This is a genomic window from Deinococcus sp. AJ005, from assembly GCF_009017495.1.
GTDB lineage: Bacteria > Deinococcota > Deinococci > Deinococcales > Deinococcaceae > Deinococcus.
Map to the genome: position 1 here is coordinate 1,107,812 of NZ_CP044990.1, position 24,744 is coordinate 1,132,555.

General features: G+C 51.8%; 12 protein-coding genes and 5 pseudogenes. 4 read left to right on the top strand and 13 right to left on the bottom strand.

Features of this window, described 5'->3' with window-relative positions; all coding sequences use genetic code 11:
* Positions 1-2: 2 nt before the first annotated feature.
* On the bottom strand, positions 3-1,514 hold the full coding sequence (locus tag DAAJ005_RS07250) for a DNA internalization-related competence protein ComEC/Rec2 (protein WP_255448052.1): 1,512 nt from the start codon (positions 1,512-1,514) through the stop codon (positions 3-5).
* Between the two features lie 537 nt (positions 1,515-2,051).
* Between DAAJ005_RS07250 and DAAJ005_RS07255 the strand changes: the two genes are divergently transcribed.
* On the top strand, positions 2,052-2,969 hold the full coding sequence (locus DAAJ005_RS07255) for an IS110 family transposase (protein WP_370519793.1): 918 nt from the start codon (positions 2,052-2,054) through the stop codon (positions 2,967-2,969).
* 133 nt (positions 2,970-3,102) lie between these two features.
* Here the strand turns inward: DAAJ005_RS07255 and DAAJ005_RS19130 are convergent.
* Positions 3,103-3,482: pseudogene (locus DAAJ005_RS19130) on the bottom strand (IS4 family transposase); the annotation flags it as partial.
* A 74-nt stretch (positions 3,483-3,556) separates the two neighbouring features.
* Between DAAJ005_RS19130 and DAAJ005_RS07260 the strand changes: the two are divergent.
* Together DAAJ005_RS07260 and DAAJ005_RS07265 are read left to right on the top strand one after the other, a co-directional pair.
* Positions 3,557-7,231, top strand: a complete 3,675-nt coding sequence (locus DAAJ005_RS07260; protein WP_192930895.1) for a type ISP restriction/modification enzyme — start codon at positions 3,557-3,559, stop codon at positions 7,229-7,231.
* Between the two features lie 115 nt (positions 7,232-7,346).
* Complete coding sequence (locus DAAJ005_RS07265; protein ID WP_192930896.1) at positions 7,347-7,796, top strand: RES family NAD+ phosphorylase; 450 nt, start codon at positions 7,347-7,349, stop codon at positions 7,794-7,796.
* 101 nt (positions 7,797-7,897) lie between these two features.
* On the opposite strand, the pseudogene DAAJ005_RS19135 reads toward DAAJ005_RS07265, so the two are convergent.
* From DAAJ005_RS19135 to DAAJ005_RS07305, 9 genes and pseudogenes are all read right to left on the bottom strand, one after another.
* Positions 7,898-8,449: pseudogene (locus DAAJ005_RS19135) on the bottom strand (transposase); the annotation flags it as partial.
* Positions 8,445-8,749: pseudogene (locus tag DAAJ005_RS19140) on the bottom strand (IS982 family transposase); the annotation flags it as partial. The pseudogenes DAAJ005_RS19135 and DAAJ005_RS19140, both read right to left, overlap by 5 nt.
* A gap of 283 nt (positions 8,750-9,032) precedes the next feature.
* Positions 9,033-10,979 (bottom strand): TnsD family Tn7-like transposition protein, encoded by a 1,947-nt coding sequence (locus tag DAAJ005_RS07275; protein ID WP_151846531.1) that lies wholly within the window; start codon positions 10,977-10,979, stop codon positions 9,033-9,035.
* A gap of 3 nt (positions 10,980-10,982) precedes the next feature.
* Complete coding sequence (locus DAAJ005_RS07280) at positions 10,983-12,644, bottom strand: ATP-binding protein (protein WP_151846532.1); 1,662 nt, start codon at positions 12,642-12,644, stop codon at positions 10,983-10,985.
* Positions 12,641-14,881: a Mu transposase C-terminal domain-containing protein gene (locus tag DAAJ005_RS07285; protein WP_151846533.1), complete on the bottom strand. Its 2,241-nt coding sequence runs from the start codon at positions 14,879-14,881 to the stop codon at positions 12,641-12,643. Before DAAJ005_RS07285 ends, DAAJ005_RS07280 begins: the two co-directional genes overlap by 4 nt.
* On the bottom strand, positions 14,878-15,726 hold the full coding sequence (locus DAAJ005_RS07290; RefSeq protein ID WP_192930897.1) for a TnsA endonuclease N-terminal domain-containing protein: 849 nt from the start codon (positions 15,724-15,726) through the stop codon (positions 14,878-14,880). The genes DAAJ005_RS07285 and DAAJ005_RS07290 overlap by 4 nt, the downstream gene beginning before the upstream one ends.
* Before the next feature lie 500 nt (positions 15,727-16,226).
* Positions 16,227-17,288 (bottom strand): annotated as a pseudogene (locus DAAJ005_RS07295) (IS4 family transposase).
* 144 nt (positions 17,289-17,432) lie between these two features.
* Positions 17,433-19,022: a hypothetical protein gene (locus tag DAAJ005_RS07300; RefSeq protein ID WP_151846535.1), complete on the bottom strand. Its 1,590-nt coding sequence runs from the start codon at positions 19,020-19,022 to the stop codon at positions 17,433-17,435.
* A gap of 28 nt (positions 19,023-19,050) precedes the next feature.
* Entirely contained in the window at positions 19,051-20,073 is a 1,023-nt protein-coding gene (locus DAAJ005_RS07305; protein WP_151846536.1) for a hypothetical protein, read from the bottom strand.
* 708 nt (positions 20,074-20,781) lie between these two features.
* Here DAAJ005_RS07305 and DAAJ005_RS07310 point away from each other — a divergent pair.
* Positions 20,782-21,747 (top strand): annotated as a pseudogene (locus DAAJ005_RS07310) (IS630 family transposase).
* A gap of 95 nt (positions 21,748-21,842) precedes the next feature.
* On the opposite strand, the gene DAAJ005_RS07315 reads toward DAAJ005_RS07310, so the two are convergent.
* The gene (locus tag DAAJ005_RS07315; protein ID WP_151846537.1) at positions 21,843-22,901 is read right to left on the bottom strand and encodes an IS4 family transposase; all 1,059 of its coding nucleotides are present in this window, start codon (positions 22,899-22,901) and stop codon (positions 21,843-21,845) included.
* A gap of 40 nt (positions 22,902-22,941) precedes the next feature.
* Positions 22,942-24,735, bottom strand: coding sequence for a DUF4209 domain-containing protein (locus DAAJ005_RS07320; RefSeq protein ID WP_151846538.1), 1,794 nt, complete (start codon positions 24,733-24,735; stop codon positions 22,942-22,944).
* Positions 24,736-24,744 lie beyond the last annotated feature (9 nt).

Sequence of the window (24,744 nt, forward strand, 5' to 3'; positions counted from 1 at the left end):
TTTTATGGAATCGGCCAGCGGATCGTCCCCATCTGATCGGTTCGCCAGACCTTGACGCCCGCCGCCCCCAATCGCCCCAGCATCTCTGGATTGGGGTGGCCGTAGGTGTTGCGGCCCACGCTGATGATGGCGTCGGTGGGCGTGGTTTCTTGCAGCAATGCCTCGTCCGTGGAAAAGCGGCTGCCGTGGTGCGCGACTTTCAGCAGGCTCAGGTGGCCCAGGCCCAGATAATTCTCGGCAGGATCGGGCAGGTCACCCAGAATGGCGGTGGACCACGCGCCAGACTGGAGGCGCACGGCCACGCTGTTCTCGTTGTCCTCGGTACTCCAGACCTTGCCGGTGGGCCACAGCACGGTCAGCGTCACGCCGTCCGAAGCGATCTGATCGCCGCGCCGGGCCTCGCGGACGGGTACGCCTTCCTCCTTTGCCACGGTCAGCACGGTGGTCAGCACCGGATCGTCGGTCTTGCGCTGGCCGATCCACAGTTCACCCACGGGCAGGGCGCGCAGCACGCCGCTGATGCCCTCAATGTGGTCCGTATCGGCGTGGGTGCCAATGATGACGTCGATTTTCCGTACTCCCAGCGCGCGCAGGGCGGGAACCACGGTCTTGCCTCCCACATCAAAATCACTGTTCACCGAGCCGCCCGCGTCCACCAGCACGGTCAGGTGGGGCAGGCGAATGAGAGTTGAGTCCCCTTGCCCGATGTCCACGAACACCATCTCGCGCGGTGGGTGCAGTCGCCCCGGCAATAGGGTCAGTACCGTGCAGACCATCACCACGCCCAGCACCGCCCGGAAGCGCACGCGGCCCCATAGCCACAGCACGCCTGCGCCCGCGCAGACCGCGTAGGCCACGAATCCGGCGGGCGACACCTGCCCCCAGGTCAGCACCGGGGCCTGCCCGAAGGTTTCCACGATGCCCAGCAACAGGGCGGCCAGCGGGCCTACCAGCCAGTTGACCAGAATGGCCGCTGGCCCCAGCAGCCCGGCGAAAAAGCCCAGCGGCACCAGCGCGGTCATCACCACGCCCGCCGCCAGATTGGCGGGCAGGCCCACCAGGGGCATCTGCCCGAAGGTGGCGGCAATGACGGGCAGGGTGCCGAACTCGGCCAGCACGGTGGCCACCAGTGCCAGCCGCAGCCACAGCGGCCAGCGCTCCGGCAATTTGCCCGCTGCCTTTAGAGACAGCGTGAGCGCTAGTACTGCCAGAAACGACAGTTGAAAGCCGATGTCCAGCAGCCATAGCGGGAACAGCAGCAGGCAGACCGTGGCGGTCAGGGCCATCAGGCCGTAAGGATCGGGCCGCCCACGCCCCAGCGCCAGTGCCAGCAGTACGGTCAAGCCCATGATCACCGCGCGGGTAATGCTGGGCGATACTCCCACCAGGACCAGATACGGCATGAGCAACAGGGCAGGCACACCGTAACGCCACAGCGGAGGCCAGCCGAACCAGCCGAAAATCCAGATCAGCACCACCGTGATCAGCGCGACGTTCTGCCCCGACAATGCCATCAGGTGGGCCAGCCCGGCGCGGTTAAAGCCGTCGCGGATGCGTGCTGGAAAATAATAGTTAAGTTCCTGAATAATAGTTACTGATCCGAGCGTAAGTCGGTAGCGCCCCGGAGGTCGGATCCCCCGCCAGGAGCGACACCGCTGCACTGCCAACGTTACGAATCGATGCACGGCTCAGTAGTTTCCAGGGCATTATTGATGACACGGGAAGATGATGTCGGGCTGTAGATCAGAGATAGGACTCAGGTGTGGCAGCCCAAGTTGAGGTTCTTGACTCTTCACCAGATGGGAGAGCGGCGACTCGTGGCTATGCCGTTGCTCTGACTACCCCTTGTAAGTTGGTAGGTGGGACAGGACATGGCAGACCGAACTACCCTGGATCGAACAGATCGGTTTTGAGCGAGCGTCGCCATGTCCCCCTGTCCCGGCCCGAAACCCGAACAGCTGCCAGAACCCAGAGTTCGTTTCAGCAAGGTTGGCGACCGCCGGAACACGTCCCAAAGGACCGCTATGGCGAATTCCAGTACGTTTGTCGGCGTGGACGTCAGCAAAACCTTTCTCGATGTCGGTGTCCTCAACGAGGACACCGTGCGACGCGTGTCCAACACCCCTGCAGGCATCCGACAATTGGTGCGGCTCTTCAAAGCATCGTCCCCACAGTTGATTGTCTGTGAAGCGACGGGTGGTTTGGAACGGGCGCTCGTCCTGGCGTGTACCGCAGCCGATCTGCCGATCACCAGCGTGAATGCCCGGCATGTCCGTCACTTTGCCAAAGCGATCGGAAAGCTGGCCAAAACGGATCGCATTGACGCGCTGGTGCTGGCCCGATTCGCAGCTGCTGTGCAGCCCGAAGTGCGTGCCCTTCCTGACGAATTGGTTCGTCGACTGGCCGCCCTGGCAGGTCGTCGCCGGCAACTCAAGCAAATGATGACGGCAGAGCGCAATCGGTTATCGAGCGGCCAGGATGCATGGGTTGATGTCCAGATTCATGACGTGCTGGCCCTGCTCACCCTCCAGGCGAAGCAGGTCACGGACGAAATGCTTGTCCTGGTGCGGGCCGATGTCGCAATGCGACATCGGTATGAGCTGCTGATCAGTGTGCCAGGCGTGGGGGACGTGGTGGCACTGAATCTGCTGAGTTCGTTACCGGAACTGGGCCGTCTCTCCCGGACACAGGTGGCCGCGTTGGTGGGTGTGGCCCCTCTCAATCGTGACAGTGGCGCGTCCCGTGGCAGACGCATGACGTGGGGCGGACGGGCAGAAGTGCGGACGATGCTGTACATGGCAACTGTCGTTGCCTGTCGACACAATGCCGTGATCAAGCCTCATGACGAGCAGCTCGTGGCGCGGGGAAAACCGAAGATGGTCGCTCTAGTCGCCTGTATGCGGAAACTCCTGGTGTGTATGAATGCCATGCTGCGTGACGATCTCCCCTGGCAGGCGGCGCCTGGATGATTCAACTGGTCAGGAGGTACGCTGAGTTCACCGGTCTCAAGGTGAGCTTTGAAGCTCGTCCCCACTCGAGAGGAGTGCCTGGCTTGAGATCGGTTCTTTCCTTTACAGGGTCTTTTGCTGTTGAACTTGACATTCAAGACAGCTGCTCAAAACGAGGCGTGAGCTTTGCCAATGCCTGCCAGGACGCTGTCGAAGGGTGAAGCAGCAGATCCTGGAGGTGATCCAGGCCCAACCGGAAGACGCTGACTTCTCCGTAGCCATGGCTCTTTTTCCTGATGGGGAAAGACGCGCCAGAACCTCTCCGATTACACAGTCGCAGATGAACGAGATCGACACTGCGGTGAGCAGGGCCGAGACGCGCTTAGCGCGGGTCAATCCGGTGTCCTCCAGATTGAAGACTCGTGTATTGAAAGCGCTATGCAGATTTAGGGTCTTCCATCTCAAACTGTACCGGGCCAAATTCCTGCCCCCGCGTCCCTAGTACACCAGGAACAAGGTCTCGCCTGCTGCATTAAAAGAGTACGGCAGTTATGGCGATTCGCAAGTTTGACTGTTCCAGGGACTCAAGCAGCGTAAACTGCGGGAACATGCCCCCTTCTTCCCAACCCAGCGATGCGAATGCCAAGGCTGCCATTACTACCTATCTTGACCGTATAGAGAAGGATCTGAAGGCCGGACACGCCACTGAACATACCCACCGAGCTGCGTTGAGCGCCTTGCTGGACGCATTAATACCTGGCACCACGGCCACCAACGAACCCAAACGTGGCAAATTTGGTGCGCCCGATTATCTGATTACTCGTGGGGAGGGCGCGATAGCGTTCACACTTGGTTACGCTGAAGCCAAGGATGTGGGCGTCAGCCTAGATGACATCGAGAAGACGGAACAGCTTCAGCGCTACCGCGACGCCCTGCCCAACCTATTGCTAACCGACTATCTGAACTTTCGCTGGTACGTGAAAGGTGATAAGCGGGACGCGCAGACTACGCTGGGCAATTGGGACGGTAAAAAGCTAAACCGGAATAAAGATGGGCTAACTAAGTTGCGTAGTGTGCTGGACGGCTTTGCGACTCAGGCCCCACTAAAAATTGGCACAGCTAGCGACCTCGCGCACCGCATGGCCCGACTTACGGCCCTAATCCGCGAAGTGACATTGAGCGTGCTACTCAAGAACGAAGCTAGCCAAACTCTTAAGGATCTACTGAATTCCTTTCGCGAAACCATGCTGCCAGGTCTGACGAACGAGGATTTTGCCGATATGTACGCCCAAACTCTGGCGTATGGCCTATTCGCTGCGCGGGTCCAGCATTCTCGTAATCCTGGCAATGACCTCTTCATCCGCCAAGACGCCGCCCGCAATATTCCCAAGACCAATCCGCTGCTCCAAAAGCTGTTCTACACCTTGACTGGCCCAGAGTTAGATGAAGAACCCTACGTTACATTCGTGGATGATCTAGCTGCCCTACTTAACCACGCCGACATTGTGCAGGTGCTAGCCGAGTTCGGAACGCAGGTGCGCGAAGAAGACCCAATTTTCTACTTTTACGAAAACTTTCTGGCTCAGTACAACCCCAGATTGCGCGAGCAGCGCGGCGTATATTACACGCCCACTCCCGTCGTGGATTACATCGTGCGCAGCGTAGACGTTCTTCTTAAACGGGATTTTGGCCTGTCAGATGGTCTAGGCGACACTGAGAGAACCATAGTCACTACTAGCGACAGCGACGGCCAGCCACAGCAGTTTAGTGCCCCACGCCTACTAATTACCGATCCGGCCACCGGCACAGGCACCTTCCTGTATCAGATTATCCGGCTGCTGCGGGGGCGCTACGCGGCGGGCGAGAACGCCGGACAGTGGCCCGCCTTCGTCCGCGAACACCTAATTCACTCCCTGTACGGCTTCGAGTTGATGATGGCCCCCTACGCCATAGCCCACTTGAAGCTGAGCATGGAGCTGGGCGGCTTGGATTTACCTGATGCCACCGCCGAGGAACAGGAGGAACGTCAGGCTTTGAGCGTCCACCTAAAAGACAAAGACCGTCTGAACGTGTACTTGACCAACACTCTGGATGACCCGCAGAACGAAATTCAGCAACTTTCCGGCCCCTTCCGCGCCATTAGCGACGAGGCGCAGGCTGCCGGTAAAATCAAGGCCGATTATCCGATCATGGTGGTGCTGGGCAATCCGCCTTATAGCGGCCACAGCGCCAACAAGAAAGAGTGGATCGACGATCTGCTCAAGGGTATTCGCCGCGACATCGAAGGCAAGGAAATGAAGGGCCGCCGTATTGAAGGTAATTATTACGAGGTGGACGGCCAACCGCTGGGCGAACGCAATCCTAAATGGTTGCAAGACGATTACGTGAAGTTCATCCGCTGGGCGCAATGGCGTGTGGAGCAGACCGGCGCGGGCATCGTCGCCTTTATTACACCACACGGCTATCTGGACAACCCCACTTTTCGCGGCATGCGCCAGAGCCTGAGCCGCACCTTCGATGACATTTATGTGCTGGATCTGCACGGCAACGCCAACAAAAAGGAAAAAGCCCCGGACGGCGGTAAAGATGAAAACGTCTTTGACATCCGCACGGGCGTTGCCATTGGCTTGTTTGTCCGCAAGCCCGGCGAATCTGGCCCGCGAAACGGCAAAATTCACCGTGCCGATTTATGGGGAGATCAGGATAGTAAATACAAGTGGCTAGCCCAACAGGACGTGATGACAGGGAATTACACAGAATTAAAGCCAAGCAAGCCGATGTATCTGTGGGCCGATCAGGACGAGACGTTGAAAGAGGAGTACGAACAGGGGTGGAGCTTGCCAGCCATTTCACCACTCAATGTCATGGGCTTTCAGAGTCACCGAGATGATTTCGCTATCGCCTTTGATCGCGAAGAAATTGAGCGTCGGATTGATGTTTTAAGGGGCGATGAATCTGACGATGTCGTTATGGATAAGTTTGGCATCTCCAACAATAGAGATTGGAAAGTAGATACAGCCCGTAAAGCCCTCAAAGCCAATAAGGCATGGAAAAAGAAGATCATTTCTGTCGCATATAGACCCTTTGATACACGTTGGAGTCTCTATGGATCGGAGACGATGGATTATCCGCGCCGTGAATTAGAAGATAACGTCGGAGGGCAAGAAAACTTGTGTCTAGGTGTGGGCCGACAAGGCTCAGCTATAGCGGAAAACGAATGGCAGCTTGTGACTGTCTCGGATTCACCAATGGATGCAAATATGTATAGGCGGGGAGGGGTAAATGTTTTCCCGCTCTATCTCTACCCGCCGCCCTCCGAAGGGCTGGGGCTACATGCTTTTGACTTTCCCGTAGACGCCAGTGGACGCACACCCAATCTGTCTAAAGCGTTCGTGGCAGCGCTGTCGAAAGGCATTGGCCTCCAATTTGCCCCGGACGGCAAAACGGGCGGCGACGCAGGTAAGTACACCCCCGAAGACGTGTTCCATTACATTTATACCGTGTTACACAGCCCCAGCTACCGCACGCGCTACGCAGACTTCCTGCGCTCGGACTTTCCGCGTATTCCCCTGCCCGATACGGCAGAGCGTTTCCGGGCGCTGGCGGCACTAGGGAAAGAACTGGCCGGGCTGCATCTATTAAAAACGGCCCCCCGACTGGGTGGCTTCCCGAAAGCTGGAGACAATGTGGTGGCGAAGGGCTACCCCAAATTCACGCCGCCGGAAGCGAACGAAAGAGTGGGCAAGGTGATGATCAGCCCGCAACAGTGGTTTACGGACGTGCCACCGGAAGTCTGGGCCTTTCGCGTGGGCGGCTATCAGGTGGCCGAAAAATGGCTGAAGGATAGACGCGGACGCGTGCTGAGCTTTGAAGATGTTCAACACTATCAGAAAACTCTAGGCGCTTTGCTAAAGACGCTTAATATTATGGTGGCTATCGATGAGGCCGCTCAAGACTTTTGGAATCCGACTTCAATTTATTCATTAAATATGCGGCTTTCAAAAGATATTAGATTAGAGCAAAAAGATATAGAAACCATGATGAAAATTGAAGATAGTGACCCTAATTCTAGTATCATAAGATTTACGGTAGATTGCTATGATCGAGTTAAACTAATAACTGGAGACGATTTATATGCGTCAAAATGGTTTTACATATCCAATCCTTCAATAGATGGGAAAACTCCGATGAAAGCCATATTAGATGGCGAGTCTTTCGCATTAACGCTCGCCTTGGATAAGCTTGAAAATGCCATAGGCTTAATAGGAACAAAATATGCATGATAGAGCTACTTTGATAGGTCTTTTGGGAGCAGTTGAATTAAAATATAGCAGTCATAACGTGCATAGGTGCGTTGCTGGAAGATTCCTGGATAGCTTAGCATCAACTAGAGGCAGCATGATTGCCGATAACAGATATAGTACTGCGAACACTTTTGAGGCATTATATACTTCATATTATGATTATTTAACAATTAAAGAAGTAACTCAAGATCGTATATACCAAGAAACACTCCCAGGAGCAGGTACAGTTGCAAATTTCGTTTTTAGTGTGCGAGCAGAATGCGATGGTATTTTAGATCTCACTGATCCTGATACACAGGCAATTTTAGGCACTAACCTACAAGAATTAACAGGAGACTGGCGACTACTAAATGAAAATAAGATTGTCGCTCCCACGCAAATGCTAGGTCAGGTAGCTCACGATTTTGGAACGATTCGAGGTATAAGATACCCGAGTAAGATTGAACCTCATAGGGCCAACTTAGTTATATTTAAAGCCCGTATGCTGTATCCATTACAGCCTATTAACCTCCCGCATGGCTTTCCTGAACAGGAGCCTCTATAGTCTGACTACCCCTTGTAAGTTGGTAGGTGGGCCAGGACATGGCAGACCGAACTACCCTGGATCGAACAGATCGGTTTCGAGCGAGCGTCGCCACGTCCTGACTACCCTTCAAAACAAGGCATAAGCTTTGTCAATGCCCGCCAGGACGTTGTCGAAGGGTGAAGTAGCAGATCCTGAAGGTGATCTAGACCCAACCGAAAGACGCTGACTTCTCCGTAGCCATGGCTCTTTTTCCTGATGGGGGAAAGAAGCGTCAGAAACTCTCAGGTTACACAGGCCCAAATGAACGAGATCGACACTGCTCATAGCAGTGTCGAGATGCGCTCAGCGCGGGTCAGGCCCGTATCCTCCAGATTGAAGCCGCGTGTTTTCAACGCACTGTGGAGATTTTCTACCTGCCATCTCAAGCTGTAGCGGGCCAAAATCTTGACTCCGCGTCCACGGTACGCCAGGAGCAAGGTTTCGCCTGCTGCGTTCTTGGTTCCCAAGACCCGGAGCTTGACCCCATAGACCACCAGCGGGCGGTGCCAGATCCTGAATTCGCTGTGCTGGAGGTTCTTGAAGCAGGCCCAGACGGGCATGCCACCTACCTTTGAGTCAGCGCGTAAGCGGATACATGGGGCGATGCCCTGCTGCTTGAGGAAGGTAAACCACGGCACAGGGTCTGGAAGGGGCACAAACCTGTTCCTGCGTTTCCAGCAGCCGATTGGCCCGGTTGAAGGCTTGCGTGTACGAGGGCAGACCGGAACGGTCTGCCCTCAGATCACTCCACCAGACCGAGGGGTACGCCTGCTTGTAGATCAAGCGTGCCAGCAGCGGAGCGATGAGCATGGCATCGGTGATTTTCTGATGACGACACTTTTTTGATCACTGAAGTGCTTTTTGGCCCAGCAGTGAAGCGTGCGAATATTGCGGCGACGGGCTAAACTGTGGTGGAGACGATATCTAGCCATATCGTCTCACTTTTTATCGTCTGGGTGCGGAGAAATCTACAACAGCTCAAGCCCTAAACGGGGTAGATAAGTGATTAGCGGTATAGAAGTTATATAATTTTGGTGTTTTCGTCATTTTAGTTAAATACGCTCCTTGAAGAGGATATCCAATCCTATCTGATTTTCGATTTCGAATCAGGACTTATAAAATTAAGCTAGCTGCTATCACTGGTTATTGAGATTTTTCGATAAGTATATCGCTCGCCATGCGCTATTAATTGGCAACATATAATATATTATGAATTCAAAGTATATTTTTTCCTGCTCTAATTGTAACTAGCCTAATGCTGTGAACATATTTTTCATATATGGTATTCGCTACAATCATCAATTTTTCTGTTCTATAACTTCCAAAAATACATGCACTTTCGAGAAACCGAGGAAAACTTATCAGTTTTCCGTCTTGCATTAGCCTGATGGCGAGATGATCAAGCTTGCGGATGTGAAAGTCTTCTAAGCTCTCCGAAAATTTCTTGATCTCTGCGCTTGTCAATGGTAATTTCCCAGTCCGAAATGCTCCATGTCGCAGATCTATATGAGAAATTATCTCATGACTGGTGATCTGCCGTATTTTTTGCCTCTCGTTGTCTAAAGAATACAAAGAGCGAACAAGCACTGGAATCTCCAATGCTGTTTTGACATCCATGGCATGCCATTTTTGCGCCAACCGCGCATAATCTGTCACATGGCGGCGTGGTGCGGGAACATGTTGATCAAACCATTCTCGGTCATGCCGCATCAGCCACTCATAATGTCGCTTATAGGGGCCAGTTGCCAATTGTGTTCGGGAAATATTGGGTTCTACAGTTATGGCGTTTAATATTTTCTGACGCCCTTGCTGTCGCCTTTCTCCCGATACGGCCTCTTTTCTTTCTGCTCTTGCAAAGATGCCTCTCATATACCGGGGAGAATCCCATCTATCACTGCCAAGCGACTTCGAGATTTTCATGAGCTTGGTTACGCTGATACCTAGAACATCGGCAATATAGCTTTTATCTCGATCTGATTCAGTAACTAGCTTGATCAGTTCTTCAATCCAAATTGCCCCATAGTCATACACAATTGTCTTTTCAATTGAATTTTTGACAAGAACTGCGTATGTATATCCACAGCTTTCGCATTTGAATAAATATGATTTATTTCGATAAGAGAGAGTTATCTCTCTTATCTTTCCCAAGCATCTAAAATTCTTTAAAGAGTTTTTGCAGCCCCATGGCCCTTTACCAAATGGATGGATAACTCTGGAGATGGAAGGCGGCTGACTAAAGAACTCATCAAGCGGAATCTTAAGGAATAGAATCATGAGGATATGTTGCAAAGTGTGTGAGCGTTTCGCGTGTGGTGAGATTAATCCTGCTATCCTTTTCCAAGGATCTTCCATATCCTTAAACCCCAATAAGAGTAAAAGTGATTTAGAATAATACTTCATAAGCATTTCTTTAAGACCAGATCTATCTGCCATCCCTCCTGGCGACATCAATCCCAGGACAGTAATCTTCTCACGGTATTTCAGAGTTCCCCAAGTTTGGTGTGGCATATTGCATTGTGATTGAATGAGTAGAAGTGATATAGTGGAAATATCTCTTAGTATATCATGATCTATTTGTCCCAATTGATCAATTTGCGCTGTAACATGTTTTGTTGGAGGGAGTTCCGAAACTGTTAAAATTTGTGAGCTTGATACTTTGCTTGATGTGGAGACAGATGTTTGAAGAAGAGCGGTGTCGAGGTGATATGGACATATCAGTACACCAGGAGCTTGATGCACGGTATGCCAGTATGGCTCACCATACCTTTCGGTGTCAGCTTTGACGCACTCTGGACATATATGGAGCCAGCTCTGCTCTCGAATCCCACTCATGGTTAAGCCCATGAATCCAGGCAAACCGCTACCGGACCCTTTCATTCTTTCCATAATTTCAGATTGACGGTCCGGCACTGTGAATGCTGTATAGTATCTGAATAGTGTATTTTGTGATATTAGATCTTCTACAGAATAGTCTTGCCAACTTGGTAGATTCTCGACTAATGTAGACAGATGGGCTGGTAGGCGAAAGCCAACTTTATTAATTTTTCCACTGAATACATGACGTATTGTCTGAGTATAGGTAATCTGAAGATTAGAGCTATATCGAGCTAGAACACTATACAGAAGCTCATCTGGATAAGCGTCAGGAATTAAATTTGGCATACTTCAGTCCTCCGAATTTTCTGTATTGACGACATCTAGAAGATTTTGAACATAACCATGCCGTTTTAGACTATTGTGAACGCTGGTGGGCGCGTCTTTTGCGATCTGTGGCAGCTCCAAGCCGCCAAGATTCGCTCTACGCTTCCTCTTGGGTCCAACTGTTACTTGTTTGGCTATCTGCTGCGCTGCTGCCGGTGCAGCAACTGCAATCAAATCTTGAGCTGTCGCGTGTTCACCCAGACTGCTCATCGCCACTCTGACCGCCTCAAAGGCAATGGCTTCTGTAACTCCCTGATTCCGAAGTCGAGCGACTGCTTCGATTGATGGCGTCATTGTCGTGTGAACTGTGACTAGGCTTTGTAGCTCGGTCATTAATCGTGTAGCTTTTCGCGCATCTTCGATGATTTGATCTGCAATGTCACCTGTAATGAAGAGGTCTTGGATCATCGCGAGTGGTGCTTTTCCTGTCGAACCTTGTCGCAAAACCTTTAACGCACCATGTGCGAGTCTTAGGCTATCTTGTAGGACTGAGTAAAATAGGTCAGCCGACATTTCTACTGGTTCGTCTCGAACAATCGCACGAGCTTGTGCCAGCATATAAATTTTGCAGGCCATGTCAGCGATACCCTGTGACGTGTTGAATAAAGCCATACTCAATTCTTCAGTCAATGGTGTCGGTATTGTAGTGTATTGATATCTCCAAAGCTCTTCAATAAATATTTGCCAAGCCTCATCATACTTGAGTACTTCCCAAATAAAGTCGCCTTGGCCGGTTCCACGTCTCGCGATTCGGAAATCACGAGTTAAAAGCTCTTTCGCGGCGAGAGTGCCAATGAGAATAACTGGAACGCCAATAGTGTTCATCAACTCCACAAAAAAGCTCAAGAGTCTAGCCTCACCTCCAGAGGAGGCTTGTTTGAGGTTTTGAATCTCGTCAATAACCCATACACCTAGGTGGATCTCGGCCATGACCACTTTAAGATTTTGAAGCAGAATATCAGCAGTTGTTGTGGTGCTGACATATAGCTTCTCATAACCAGTTTCAAGCACAGCATCAATTGCACGGAAAGCCGCGACACACATGGCTCTTACACTTCCATCGTTAGGGCAATCGAGTTTGAGCCACACCATCTGTGCAGCGGTGAAACGCTTATCAGCATATTTTCGGTGCAAGATAACCTGAGGATAGAGAAGTAATGTTCGTTCGATTGCTGTTGACTTACCCGTGCCTGGGGTTCCAAGAATATAGAAGCTACTTTGGCTTGCGGCAGGGGCGGGTAAGTCTTCGTCCAGAAATGTTTTTCCAGATAGAGCTTCCCTAATTCCACGCCTCTGGGTAGAATCGATTGGATTACGCCCAACATAGCCCCAGCGTAATGCACTGTTCACAGCGTTCATGAGGTAAACGTAATTGGGAAGAGGTTGTATGAAGCGTCGTGTATTATAAATCTTCTCGAGACGGTCATAGGCTGGAAGCTCTCTCTCTTCGTCGCTGTAAGCAGGTGCATGGCGTTGCTTATCGAGAGCCAGCCCGATGTTCCGGCGATCCGGGATCGCTTCAATCAGCGGATGCCCCTGGTATTCGGAAACGGACTGAGCGGTATATGTAGCGTGGATAATTGCTCCTCTGAGAAGAGGGCGCATTCTTGGCAGTGTGGCCGTCATTTAGTTCTCCTTGGTGTCGAGCGCAAGAGATCCATGAATGTAGGTGGGGCGATGTAACCTGCCGACCTCTGCGGGTGACTAGTGGCGTGCGGTGGTTCGTCCGATGGCACAAGGATGGTCGACAGCGCATCCTCTTCACGGCGGAGCGCTTTCTCTGAGGCTTGGAGGGCGGCATCAACCGTGGCTCTGGCCGCTTTGGAACGCCCTGCCCGGTGGACCTGGAGGCGGCCTTCTACCCTTGCTGCCTGGTGCTGGAGGTCAGCGTTGTAGTTTGCCGTACCCTGCCGAATGTGTTGCTCACCTTCTTGTTTCAGTGCCTTCTGATTAACCGTCCATTCGTCATAGTCCACAAAAGACCGGGCTTGAAACGCACTGTGGTGATCTTTAAGGGTGCAGATCTCATGTGTCTGCTCACCGGGAATACGCAGATATAGTTGATCCATCCGCCAAGGGTCATACGACACCTCTACGTATCTTGGGCCGGTGCGGCTACCTTTGTATTCCCGCTCTCGTTCCCGCCCCCACCATTGTTCGTCGTCTCCTCGCTGGGACCAGTACATATTGTTTTTGTACGACAGCCCAGAGGACGTCACTCTCGCCTTGCCCACCGGCAATAGGCTGAGCGCCAGTTCAGTGGCATCAACGACGCGGCGGTGCTGGGGCCGGTGTGTGAGACCCCAGGCCCAGATTTCGTCGGGGAACGGCTGTACGCCGTCACGCAGCATGTCTTCGTCCAGAAAATCAAGAGAGAGTCTGCGGAATTTATTCATGTGCTGCATCGTCCGCAGGAGCGCCCAAGTGAATTCATCCAGCGTGAAGCGGGCATCGAGCTTGACATCATGTTCGCCTGGAGTTCGCTTTCTGCTTCGCTCAGTACCGTCTAGGCGGGCAACCAGCATTCTCTTGAGTGAACTGATGGCCCCCTCCACGAGTCCCTTGAGGTCTGGACGGTAAGGCGGGTCTTGCATGAAAGCCAGGCCTAGATGTTCAGCGATATGCCGGATTTGACCGTTGGCAAATTCGCCCCCATCAATGTGGAGTTTGCTAGGCAAATAGCCTGCTGCAAACTCCGCGTCGTGTATTCCGTACCGGGCCAGAAAATCGGTCTTGTCGCTGGCGGCGTTGTATAAAGCTAGTTTCGCGGAGTGATAGTTCAAGTTTTCGTAAGTGACGCATACTCCGACCCACCGTGCGCTAAATGCGTCCACGAAGACGTATACCTTCGGAAACCTGTTTAGAAATGCGGGATTGATGCCGTTGAGCAGGTGAATCGGCACCACCATCCCATCACCCACGTACACTTCCCCCGGTCCTGAGACGCGGCGCTTGTCCCGGCCCATATGGGGCCGCAACTCCCGTCCATAGCGCCGTTCCCCTACGGTCTGGGTCAGATGCTTGGCGAGATCACCGTACTTCGTCTTCTTCATCCAGTACAGAAACTGGGTCTTGGTTGGGCAACGGTGTGCAGGCCATAGCACTGGCACTGGATAGCCACCCGTCCAGTCTTCATCCGAAAAAGAGTCTTCCAGGGTGGCTTGATATGCCTGCTCTGGGGTACGTCCTCCACGGATGTAATGTCTGTTGATGCCCAGAACAAGTTTCTCTGCCGTTCGGCCTGTGACGTTAATTCCCTCAACCTCTGGATTTAACTGGCCCCGTACCGATGGACGCCCAAGCTTGCGCCCGGTATACTCCCTCGGCTTTCCTTTCCCTCCCCGCCGTGCGTAAGCTGGGACAAGAGCATTTTTGGTCTGCCCCAATTGCAGATAAGTGCGAAGCCAGCGTCGTATGGTTTTTTCCGAGACTCCCGCCTTTAAGGCTGCGCTCCGAATTAGTGGGCGGCGCTTTGAAGGTTGCAAATACTGCTCTGGCCCTGCGTCGAGAATAGGGGTTAGTCCAAGCCAGGCGGTCTCCAGAGCGCGGCGCTGGGCATCACCCTCATTGGATGTCGCCGCTGCACCGCCGTTGAAGAAGAGCGGGGGGCGGCAGCGCGCCAGCACTTCAACACCTTCTGCTGTATTCTCATCCTGTAAAGCGGTCAGCGTGTCTGCTTGCCAATCTTCACTGAACTCAATTTTGCTTAGGAAAAACGGCTGCGCGAAAGGGTCAAACACATTGATGAAGAGCAGCGTTTCGCTGTCGTGAGAAATCCAGAGAAGGCGTTCGTAACGTCTCTCTCCGTCCTCACCGAGTCTACGGAGGACTGTATTGATCGCAGGCCAGGGCTGAGCCGTCATGACCGTACACTCCAAGTTGGCATCTGTTTGCGCTGATCCACGATCAAATCGGTCAGTGGATGGTTGACTCTGAAGATGGTGTTCCTTAGATCGCAGACCCACAGGCCGTGATAGATCAACTGCCGGACCACAGACAGGGCGCTCCCAGGTTCCAGGGCAAGGTCGCAGTCCACCCTTTTTCCTAGATTGGTCAGCGCGAGAGCAGGATGCCAGTGTTGCTCCAATGCCGCCCGTATTCTGGTCATCTGCGCTTGGGAGATCAGTCCAAACGTGCGCGGTGAGAGGTGGGTAATATTTTTGATCAGTATTTGCGGCAGTTCATGCTCTGTCACGATGGACCAATCCACTTCACGGTCTTCCAGACCGTAATCGGTCAGGTAGCGGCGCTCTAACTCCTGGCGTATCAACGTCGCGCGATTTTCCAACTGCGCTGACTTTTTGAAACTAATGACTTTGAATGGTACCGCAACATCGTCCGAGAGGGTCACCACAAAATCGATGGTGAGGACAAATGGCTGGGCACCATTCTTTGGGTCTAGTGGATGATGGATACCCAGACGATCCGCCAGTTCAACGGTGGATTCGAGAGGCAGCAGTGGATATTGCTCACGGATGTCGATAACGGCTGGATGCCATTCCAGGACACTTAGGCAGGCAGCCTCGCCGTCACTCAACAGGTGGTGTTCGCGGCCAGTCTTATAGCCGGGCAATAGATGTTTGCGACCCTTGGACGATATCTCGTGCATGAGTATCCACGGGACGTAATCGGCCAGTGTTCCCTTACCACGCCCCTCCTTGTGACGGCGTGCGTCCGCAGGGATCAGGTTTGCTTGTTCGCCCGTCATTATTTCACGCCTATCAGTAGGGTGCAAAGATAGGAAGAATAGCGTGCAGGACAACTGGTGCGTTGAACGTTGGAAACGGTAAACTGAGCAGAATACATAGGCATAACCTCCCCTACCTGCCCTCATCAGCGTTTTGCGCTGAAGTGTGGGTAGAGCAGGGGATGTCGCTCGCGCCTACTGCCAGACGTTTAATGTCGTCATTGCAGGTGCCTTAAATCTATACCCGGCTCGGCGGCGGAGCAAGGGGGTTGCAGGTGTAAAGATGCCGCAACGGCATCACGCACTATTTTTGTGCGCCAGCAGTTGCTCATTGGGATTTTCCTTTCTCATTCTCCATTGTGCTGTTGTGTGGGGTACGCCCGAGAATCAAGTAGAGATGGGAGTCCAAAATCAAAGTCCCAATGTTTTATCACTTGTGCTTCCACTGGATTCCCTGCAAAGCGTCTGATGCCTCACACGCCGAGCTATAATGGGTATAGGTTTCAAAGTATGTCCACTGACTACCCCTCAAAACGAGGTGTGAGCTTCGCCAGTGCCCGCCAGGACGATGTCGAGGGATGAAGCAGCAGGTCCTGGAGATGATCCAGACCCAACCGGAAGACACTGACCTCACCGTAGCCGTGGTTTTTCTTCTTGATTGGGGAGAGACGCGCCAGAACCTCCCCGGTCACACAGGCCCAGATGAATGAGATCGACACTGCTGTGAGCAGTGTCGAGATTCGCTCAGCGCGGGTCAGACCCGTGTCCTCCAGATTGAAGCCGCGTGTTTTTAACGCACTGTGGAGATTTTCTGCCTGCCATCTCGAACTGTAGCGGGCCAAATTCCTGGCCCCGCGTCCCTGGTACGCCAGGAACAAGGTTTCGCCTGCCGCGTTCTTGGTTCCCAAGACCCGGAGCTTGACCCCATAGACCACCAACGGGCGGTGTCAGATCCTGAATTCGCTGTGCTGGAGGTTCTTGAAGCAGGCCCAGACGGGCATGCTGCCTACTTTTGAGTCAGCGCGCAAGCGGATACACGGGGCAATACCCTGCTGCTCTAGAAAGGTGAACCACGCTTTGCCGACAAATTCGCGGTCTGCGAGCAGACCGCTGACCTTGCGCTCAGGACAGGCTGTCCGGAAACGCTCGACGAGAGCCTGTCGGGTGGCGCTGTTGCTGTTCCCACCGTGCGGGATTAACGTCCACATCAGAGGCAAGCTGAACCCGTTCCAAACGGCAGAGAGCAACAGAATGTTCACATCCTGTGAACCAAGTTTCCAATTCGTGCGGTCCAGGATGAGCCAGAGGTCGTCTTCAGGCAAGAAGGACAGGGCAAACCGGGCGAAAAAGGCATCAGGAAACTCGAACTGAACGAAGCGCAGCAGCCGCTGGTACCGGGTCTCGAGTGTGCCAGGAAGGTGGACGTGCGTTTTCAGGGTGTACAGCACCACCGTCCGGGCTTGGAGGATGGCGAGAATCAGGGCGGAGAGAACGGCCAGGCGGCGAGCGTCAATCGGAAAGGCAGACCGCAGCGCGGTCTGCAACGTATCCTGTGGGTGTCGGTTTCGGGACGGGGTCTTCATCGCAGAAAACACCCTACTGGAGCCGACCTTTTGTTTCAGGTCAGGAGTTTTGAGGGGTAGTCAGGTACTGCCGAATCCATATTAATCGTGATTTTAGCCTTTTAACTTAATAAATTGCATCAAGCCATTATTCCAGGGCGTTAGTCATTTGCCAATTACCGGTAGATGCATATTAATTAGCATTCCTCGTCGAGTTCTCTGTAAAACATATGAACCTTGCTTCGGATCATAAATTTTCATAACATCAAACACTTCTAGATTGAATTCAGTAATGGTTTGTGTCCCTCTAATCTTGATAGCAGGGCCACGAAAAACATATTGTGGAGTAGTGTAGACTGTCGTTTTAAAGGTTTTGAGCGGCTTTGCATCTTTTACGAAGATATTAATCATTTGTTCAGCTTCCTTATTAGTTACTCCCGCAGGATAATTAAGTTGTCGTGCCCGGTTACCAATACTCTTCGCAAAAATCGACTCGGAATTGATCGTACTAATAAATGACATCATCTTTAGAGTTTTTTCTTCTGGTAAGCTTGATCCAAGTTCTGTTACTCTGAGAATTGTGTTAGCATATATTTTCGGATTAAAATTTTTAATATTTAAAATAATATCTTTAAAAACCTCAGTTTTGCTGGCAACTGTAGCCAGTTTAGAGATAGGAAAGAATGGTATACATAAGGCGATATAATGTGTTGTAATTTCAAAATCAGATAACTCATGGCCATCAAACATACTTTTGCCCGTTAATATTGAGGCCGCAGATATGGGTATTGATGTCACAGGGAAGATACCTAAACCGATTTCCAAAGCTGATATTGCTAAGGTTCTTGCGATTTCGTATTCAATTTTATCTCCGCTGATTAGGGCAGTATTAGCAATCTTAACAGCTTTGATGCCAGCAGGTATAACATTTTTGTCCACTGCAATAGCTTGTGCATTCTTTAAGTCAATGTATAGCTGATTAAGACTAGAAGAATCTCCCAGTTTTTCATATTTATTTTGAGGCAGAAGAGATAAATTTTTTAGTGTTTCATCTGGCGCACTAATTTGCTTATCCAATAACGATCTATTGTTGGAAATTAAATTTTTATAAAATGCGTAGTAATTTGTTGCTTCTTCAAGTCTGTTCTGCGACATCAATTTATCCATAGCTTGCAGTGTATTTGTTTGAAGTCTCCTGCGGTTATGGTAGCTTCTCTCAATATAAAATTGGCTCTTGGAATAAAAATTATAGGTTGAGTTTTGAGGAAGGAATAAGTCTTGGTCTGGATTTTCACCCTTCAATCTGTTCGGATACTCACTGTTAGTCTTCATTTTTCCATATAATTCTAATGAATCCAGCAAATCTTGTATCATAATCTCGGCAACTAGCTTTCCTTGTGGCGTTTCTTGATTTGTTTTTATATTACCTTTTATTTCTTGATAAATTGAATTGGATATTTCTTTACCAATAGACGATGTGTCATCATTGGATTGAATCCTTGCAATAGATTGCTCAAGTGCTTGTTTCGTATCATTATATATTTTTTGCAGTTGCGAATTATTTATTGGAGTGATTCCTGTATATAATCCCGATGGATATGTCCCGATTGTTGGCGGAGTAAGAATATAGACTCCTGGCAGATGGGCTTCTCCAGTATTCTGACAACCCCCGTAACAATATCTTAAATCATAATTTATTTGAAGTGCATTAACAGGATCCGCGAGTATTGAAGTAGAAAGAATAAAGATTGTCATGTATATTCTGTTTTGGCAATTATTTAGTCTATTGTTTGACATGTTTGAGTATCTCCTCTCTCAAGGGAATTAACCCGTCCAATGTTGTTTTATAGTGATCTGAGAGGCCATTTAATCCCAATAGATATTTTTCCCTGGTAATTTTAAAATTTTTGGATTCTAGTAAATATGGCATATACTCGAATAAATCCTCAGTTTTCGTAATATCAGGCGTTCTCTTAAACTTTCTTTGAAATGCTTCAGTAGCTAATTTATCAAAATCGTCATGTACGAGCCAAAAGCCTTTTGTATCTTCAATAGAACTTTTTTCTAGATCTTTATATATATAGCCGCTGTTCCTTAAATAGAACGCATCTGTTTCGATTCGATTCAGTCCAGAATAATATCTATGAGATATCGCTGAAATTCCTACAAATTTTTCGGCAGAATCAAGCCAATCTTTGATGTCAGATTCAGATTTTTTATAATCTATAGCACAAACCCCATAGGCTTTTTCTCTCTCTAGCATTCCTTTTTCACTCTCATCTAATACAGTTATTAATCCTCCAATAATACTTGCGACAATACCATCACAAGATCCAAAAAGACATGCGATTCCTTGACCTGTGGCTGAGGCCATGGTATAATATGTAAAATTAACTCTATAATTCTCAACTGCATCCTGATATCTATTCCAAGCGTCTTCACATGGTATACCATTCGGCCATAACTTATTTAATCTTTCTATTTCATTATCAATTTCATTTAAACCTAATGCCTGATAAATTAAATAATTTTCTCCATCTTCACCACTTAGAATGGATTCTTTACTGTTTATTCCACACATAACATATCCTATGATTTCTTTTTGATACATAATCGGTAAAGAAAAGTTTTTGGATCCATTTGCTAATTCATTCTGAATCGAGATACCACTTGTTTTATATAAGTATCTCAATTCAGTACAGAAGGAAGATGGTATAGTAGGCGTATAAAACGACTGCACTTCTGCTTTTGCATTCGCAAAGCCTCCAGAGAGTAATAACAAAATAACTAAGATCAATCTTGACATTTTCCACCTCTAAATATGTAGTTGTTTCAACTTCTACCAAATTTCTTCTATACCGGGAACACTAATCCTGAAGACACCCATCGATCATCCTCGTCGATCTAAGCATGGAATTTCGAAGCGTCCTGTCTGCCCACCGCCTGCGCTATCCAAAATAATCAGGCGTGAGTCCATTGCCGTAAATGCACCGCGCACCTAGCTGAGTTGCGGCTGTCAGTCTTCTAGGGTGACATGCACCGGAGCAAAACTGATGACTAGGGCCTGCACCATCTCGGCTTCGGCAGCGCCGGGAACCAGCGTCTCGTTTCAGGCTTCCAGCGTCGCCGCCTCAGCGGGTGTGGAGTGCTTGAGGGGAATGCCCTGGACACTGGCCTATGCCGGACTGAGCGGACCCGGCGCCTTCATAATTGTGGGTGCAGTCAGTCCCAGACCCATCCGAGTCAGCACCTCGTAGCGGTTCAGGTCAGCGGCGGAGAAGAGCGGTTCATCCATAAGGGCCTCGCTCGAACAGATTCCGGGCGCAGCAGCAACTCAGAGGGGGGATCCTGTGGGAGCTGGGAGCGTCACAAGTGGCCTGTGAACATAAAGCTGGAGACCCGGTCAGTATGACACAGCGCGGCCTAGACGCTTGTAAATACAGCCTGATATTCTGACGGCATGGTCCCATGGCAACCCGCAGAATATTCTCGCGCCCAGCTTGAGCAACGTTGACTGGCCGCCGCCGAATGGCTCCAACACGGTACATACAGGTACCGCGAGATTGCCGAACACTTCAAATTCAGCGTGTCTGTGTTGACCGTCACCACCTGGAGCGCCCGGCTCAAGAAGATCGGGACACTTCAGGCCACAGTGGCCACCGGGCGACCATCACGTCTGACCTCTCACCAACTCGACCAGTTCAGCACCCTCCTTCGGGAGGGTGCGCCGCAGCACGGCTTTTCCAACGACACGTGGACGATTCGCCGGGTCACAGATCTGATCGGGCGGCATTTTGAGATCTGGTATCACCACGATCACGTCCAGAAGATCCTGCGTCAAATCGGTTTCACGCCACAGATGCCGGATGGACGAGCGGCTGAGCGGCTGAGCGGAATGAACTTCGGATTGCCTCCTGGCGGGAACAGATTCCGCCAGAGTTGAAAAAAAAGGTGGCTGCGAGAGCTACGCTCATCTCTCTGGATGAGGTGGGATTCTCGCTCAAGGGTGTGAGGCGGCGGACGTAGGCAATCAGGGGCATCACGCCCCTGGTCACGCTACTAGCCAACTGGGAAAAGCTCTCTCCCGTTGACGCGATCACATAGGACGGGCACTTCTTGCAGAACACCGTATTGGGGGCTATTCGCAGTGGGGACGTGATCGCATTTTTCCGGCATCTCCTGCGCCACATCCAGGGGGAGATCGTGATCGTGCTGGACAATGCTGGAATTCACCGGGCGAAAACGGTTCAGGCGTTCGTGGATCTCCACGAACGCCTTTCTCTGGTGGAGTTGCCGCCTTATGCGCCAGACCTGCATCCGATTGAGCTGGTGGGCGGACGTGAAGCGGAATGCATTGGGAAACTTCTGTGCCCGTTCGGTCACGATGTTGAAGCGGAAACTTGTCGGTGCCTGGCAGCGCATCAGGTACGTTCAATTGCCTCGCCAACTCATGAATTCCAATTTATGCCGCGATCAATAGTGAGGTTGTGGGCGATGAAGATAGGACGATGCGCAGCCGCAAGATAACCAATTTTATTGATATTCGTCTCGGTTATCGGAGTGTCGCTGCCCTGACTACCCCTCAAAACGAGGCGTAAGCTTTGCCAATGCCCGCCAGGACGCCGTCGAAGGATGAAGCAGCAGATCCTGGAGGTGATCCAGGCCCAACCGGAAGACGCTGACTTCCCCATAGCCGTGATTCTTCTTCCTGATGGGGGAAAGACGGGCCAGAAACTCCCCGGTCACACAGGCCCAGATGAATGAGATCGACACTGCGGTGAGCAGTGTCGACACGCGCTCAGCACGGGTTAACCCCGTATCCTCCAGATTGAAGCCTCGTGTTTTGAGAGCACCATGCAGATTTTCGGTCTGCCATCTCAAACTGTAGCGGGCCAAATTCTTGGCCCCGCGCCCCTGGTACGCCAGGAACAAGGTTTCGCCTGCTGCGTTCTTGGTTCCCAAGACCCGGAGCTTGACCCCATAGACCACCAACGGGCGGTGCCAGATTCTGAATTCGCTGTGCTGGAGGTTCTTGAAGCAGGCCCAGACGGGCATGTCGCCCACCTTTGAGTCAGCGCGCAAGCGGATACACGGCGCAATGCCCTGCTGTTTCAGAAAGGTGAACCAAGCCTTGCCAACGAATTCGCGGTCTGCGAGCAGACCGCTGATTTTGCGCTCAGGACAGGCTGCTCGGAAACGCTCGATGAGGGCCTGTCGGATGGCACTGTTGCTGTTGCCCCCGTGTGGGATCAACGTCCACATCAGAGGCAAACTGAACCCGTTCCAGACGGCAGAGAGCAGCAGGATGTTCACATCCTGCGAACCGAGTTTCCAGTTTGTCCGGTCCAGGATCAGCCAGAGGTCGTCTCCAGACGAGAACGACAGGGCAAACCGGGCGAAAAAGGCATCGGGAAACTCGAACTGAACGAAGCGCAGCAGCCGCTGGTAACGAGTTTCCAGCGTGCCAGGAAGGTGGACATGCGTTTTCAGGGTGTACAGCACGACGGTTCGCGCCTGAAGCATGGCGAGGATCAGGGCTGAAAGAACGGCCAGGCGGGCATCGATGGGAAAGGCAGACCGCAGCGCAATCTGCAACGTATCCTGCGGGTGTCGGTTTCGGGATGGGGTCTTCATCGCAGAAAACACCCTACTGGAGCCGACTTTCTGTTTCAGGTCAGGAGTTTTGAGGGGTAGTCAGCGTTTCCTCAACCTTAGACGCATTTGGGGGAATGGGAAGACATACGATTCTCAGGGCGGCGTGCCAGATCAGTTCACCGATCCGTTGCGCCAGACTGTCGGGCACCAAGCCATGGGCCAGATCATTGCGGAAGTTGTAGCCGTACCGGCTCACCAGTAGTCCCTGAAGCTCGAAGACGAAATCCTCGCCAAGCCATCGTCTCAGAGGTTCTAGAAACTCATCCTCTCTGAGTAGCCGATTCAACTCAATGGAATCTTGCACGCCATCGGCGGCCAGGGATGTGGTGATGACATCAGAGTGTTCTAGGATGTGCCGCAATAGCGTCTCAAACTTCGGGGTGAGGAGCGAGGCAGCCGTAATGAAGTCGCCGCGCAGACCTGCTTCCAGACCCAGCAATATGGCGTAGCTGTGTCCAGCCGGGATGAATGGGTTGCCGTCGAGCAACGGCATCAGATGATCCCGGTGGATAATATGCTCGTCTAGCAGGGCCGTCCGAGCTTCGTATAAGAAGGGGAACGCGAAAGTCTGATGGGTAAGGGTCTGGCGCTGCCGCATCAGCTCGTCTATCCGAGCCTCGTCTGAGGTGCCTGTGGACGCCTTCATTCGTCCCATCCCATCCACGTATTTTGTAGAGAAGAGTGACCGGAGTGAAGGTGCCGACAGTTCTTCCTCAGCGGCTTTTCTCAGTGCGCCAACGCTTTGCTCAGTGGCAACTCGGCCAAGTTTGATCACCGCGTCGGTGGGATCATCCGCTTTGACCTGCTTACGCGCCAGCTCAAGGACATTCCGAAAGTGTTCTTCCCCAAGAGGAACGCTGATGGTTCCAAATTCCTCTACTGAATCTGCCTGGAGATCAATCAACTGAAGGCGCAATGCCCTAACCCGCTCTTTCGTGCCAGGGATGCCACGGAGTTCCCGGATGGCGGTTTCTATCCAGGAGGCCGCATACAATTTCTTCCCACCTCCCTGTAGAGCGGTTTCGCCGTCGGCAACGCGCATTTCTGCGGCATCAATCCGCGCGGCATTCCTGGCTGCCGTATTGTCTGCCCTGCTGTGCCACTTCGACGCGATGATCCAGTAGTGATGGGCGAGATGCCAGTGCTGTGCGTCCTGAGCAGCCTGCGCGTACTGGGTTGCGATGACGCTATACGTGACAGGCTCTCCTGCCCCACGCTCTAGCAGCATTTCCATCAGACGGGCTGCGGCCCATGTTGTTCCCAGGCGCGGGTCTTGAGCATGCTTCTCCAACGCCGCTGTCACGGTGGCCCGCTCCACAGCTCCTCGCCCTAGGGAAAGTGACAGGTTGGCAGCCCGAACAAGTGCATCAATGTCCCGCACCCACTCCTCAGAGTCTTTTGCCTGATTTGCCACGTCCAAGTAGTGCTGGACAGCCCTTTGTCCCGCTGCATGATCCTTGGCGAAGACCCAGAGCAGATCATTGGCCCGCGCTTGCAGGCTGGAATGTTCCACATGTTCAGCCACAGCGCTGAATACAGTCGAGGCTTCGGCGGTCATTTGTCCACGATCAAACAGACGATTACGAACATTGTCAGTGGGTGAGCCGTAAGGCGTTTTCTCACTATCGGGATGAAAATGAAGGATAGCCGCGCATGCCAGGATTCGGCAGACAAGTTGTATGTCCTCGTCCTCATCGGCCTCAGCCTGCTTCAGTCGGTCTATCAGCGGGCCGAAGGCAAGGGCTGAGAAACCGTCACCGATGATGTTTGGGATGTTCAGTTGAGCCAGCACAGAAGGCCACGAGTGGGTCATGGTCCAACA

Excerpts from the sequence above, each read along its gene's own strand:
- DAAJ005_RS07265 (WP_192930896.1), top strand. The coding sequence starts at position 7,347 with ATGATTGCCGATAACAGATATAGTACTGCGAACACTTTTGAGGCATTA.
- DAAJ005_RS07275 (WP_151846531.1), bottom strand. The coding sequence starts at position 10,979 with ATGCCAAATTTAATTCCTGACGCTTATCCAGATGAGCTTCTGTATAGT.
- DAAJ005_RS07300 (WP_151846535.1), bottom strand. The coding sequence starts at position 19,022 with ATGACAATCTTTATTCTTTCTACTTCAATACTCGCGGATCCTGTTAAT.
- DAAJ005_RS07280 (WP_151846532.1), bottom strand. The coding sequence starts at position 12,644 with ATGACGGCCACACTGCCAAGAATGCGCCCTCTTCTCAGAGGAGCAATT.
- DAAJ005_RS07290 (WP_192930897.1), bottom strand. The coding sequence starts at position 15,726 with ATGACGGGCGAACAAGCAAACCTGATCCCTGCGGACGCACGCCGTCAC.
- DAAJ005_RS07315 (WP_151846537.1), bottom strand. The coding sequence starts at position 22,901 with ATGAAGACCCCATCCCGAAACCGACACCCGCAGGATACGTTGCAGATT.
- DAAJ005_RS07320 (WP_151846538.1), bottom strand. The coding sequence starts at position 24,735 with ATGACCCACTCGTGGCCTTCTGTGCTGGCTCAACTGAACATCCCAAAC.
- DAAJ005_RS07305 (WP_151846536.1), bottom strand. The coding sequence starts at position 20,073 with ATGTCAAGATTGATCTTAGTTATTTTGTTATTACTCTCTGGAGGCTTT.
- DAAJ005_RS07260 (WP_192930895.1), top strand. The coding sequence starts at position 3,557 with ATGCCCCCTTCTTCCCAACCCAGCGATGCGAATGCCAAGGCTGCCATT.
- DAAJ005_RS07250 (WP_255448052.1), bottom strand. The coding sequence starts at position 1,514 with ATGGCATTGTCGGGGCAGAACGTCGCGCTGATCACGGTGGTGCTGATC.
- DAAJ005_RS07285 (WP_151846533.1), bottom strand. The coding sequence starts at position 14,881 with ATGACGGCTCAGCCCTGGCCTGCGATCAATACAGTCCTCCGTAGACTC.